Here is a 2,271-nt window from a genome sequence, read left to right on the forward strand (position 1 = left end):
ACATTTGTAAGAAAGAAATATATGTACCTTTTAATAACTTTTTTAAAAACATTTTTTTAAATGCAGATATTTTAACATGGGACATACTTGTTGCTGCAGTTAATATAAATAATCTCAGTAGTATTGTTAATTTATATAAGTTTACCAAACAAAAACTTATTTCTCCTACTTCGTTTAAGCAAATAGAACCGTATAAAACAAGAGTTAATTTGTTAATTGAAAGATTTAATATAAATGAAAATTGGCTTAATCAAAACAATAAAGAGCCTCATTTTTATGTACCATCTGAATTTTATTCTGTGGACTCTAAAAATGAATTTTTAAAAAGGGTTTTTTACTACATCTTTTACATAGGACAAATTAAATACCTAAAAAAAGATAAAAAACCCTTAAAAATTATTTCATTACTTTCAAATAGTGGTGTTGATTTTCAAAGATTAAAAAAGCAAAAAGGTTTTCCTTTTATTGAATATAAACTATTTAGTGCTTTAGAGAAAGTATCAGATTATTTTTCATTAGATATAAATGAAGATTATAAAAATTTTGAACAATTTCTGGAAAGTAAGATATATATATCTCCAACAAAGACTTATAGAGAATTTATTGGTAATGTATTAAAGAGAAAAAATGTTGTATAAATATGTAAAATTCAAATATATTCTTTCTTAAATATAGCAAAGATACTGTAGAATATCACCTCTGATAAGATTTACTATCTATCTTTAGAGTTTTAGGGATTTGCCATGAAAAAAATTACTCTTAAGAAGCTTCTTATTATATATGTCTTAGCTATGTCATTGATTGTTTTTCCTTTCTTATATTTTGAAATAAAAAAAATTTTTAATTCTTCATTTGAAAAAAATGCAACAGAAAATGCAGAGTCTGTAGCAAAACAAACCTTTAACTCTATGTTTCAAATTATGAAAAGAGGCTGGAGCAGGCAAGATTTAATTGAGTTTTTAAGTAGTATAAAAAATTCACAAAAGAATTATGATATAGAAATCTACAGGACAGAGATTGTAGAAAAACTATTTGGAAAAATAAACCAGCCGTCTTTTGATAAAGAAATTCTTAAAACTATAAGAGAAAAGAAGTCTGTTATAAATAAAGAAAGTGGAATTTTACGATATATTATGCCGTTAAAAGCAAAACAAGTATGTTTAAAATGTCATGTAAACGCAAAAATTGGAGATGTTCTTGGAGTAGTAGAGGTTAAATATAACCTTGGTAAGTTTTCTTCATCTGCAGAAAAAGAGTTTTCTAAAGCTTTACTTCTTACTATTCCTCTGCCTCTAATTGTTGTTATTCTTATCGGGTATTTCATAACTGAAAGAATAAAGACAGGATTAAAAAAATTAAATGGAACCATAGAAAATATTTCTGAATTGGAAGATTTTAGGAAAATATTAAAAGAAGACATTAACTTTATGTTTGATGAGTTTAATGAGCTGTTTGAAGACATTAAAAAGATTGTACAGAAATTATGCGATATAGCAGTTGATAAAGAAATACTTGAGTTTGAGATAAAGCTTTTGGAAAAGTTTATATTAACATCTGATGTAATTAAAGACTGGAAAGAATACGTAATGATGTTGCTTGCAGAGATAAACAAAGTTATACCTACTTATAGTATATTTTCCATATTTAAAGAGGAAGGAATATATGAAGTTGAAGTTTTTTGGATTGGAAAACCATCTGAAAAATTAAGAATAAGAGCAGAGGAAATACTTAAAGAGAAAATAAGAGAACATTTTGCTTTAAAGCATGAAGATATTCTGGAAATAAATCATAACATAGCTGAAAAAGACAAATGTATTTTAAACCTTGAAAATAATGAAATAGATTATCAGGTGAAAACGCTATTTTTAGAAAATCCAAGAATTGGTGGAATTGTTGGTGTTGGTGTACAGCCAGATATTAAGAAAGATAGGACAAAACTTCTTGTTATAGAAAGCGTGTTGTCAACACTTTTAAATGTTGTAGGCTCAGTAAAAGCAATATATAGATACACAAAAGACCTTGAGTACTATGCTACAAGAGACCCACTAACAAACCTTTACAACCAAAGGGTTTTCTGGGAACTGGCAAATTATGAAATAGAAAGAGCAAAAAGACATAATTATGAATTTTCTCTGCTTGTTATAGACCTGGATAATTTTAAATCTATAAATGATAGTTATGGTCATGACTTTGGAGATAAATTTTTAGTTGAAGTTGCTAACCTTTTAGAACATACAGTTAGACCTGGAGATGTTGTTGCAAGATATGGTG

At 26.7% G+C, this 2,271-nt stretch carries 2 protein-coding genes; both read left to right on the forward strand.

The features are described 5' to 3' along the window. The coding region (locus tag HG1285_RS19840) for a hypothetical protein (protein ID WP_032496951.1) at positions 1-638 on the forward strand (638 nt) is incomplete at its 5' end. Positions 639-743: 105 nt separating this feature from the next. Beyond that, positions 744-2,271, forward strand: a 1,528-nt coding sequence (locus tag HG1285_RS04110) for a diguanylate cyclase (protein ID WP_008288717.1), incomplete at its 3' end; no start/stop codon positions are given.

The organism is Hydrogenivirga sp. 128-5-R1-1 (assembly GCF_000171895.1).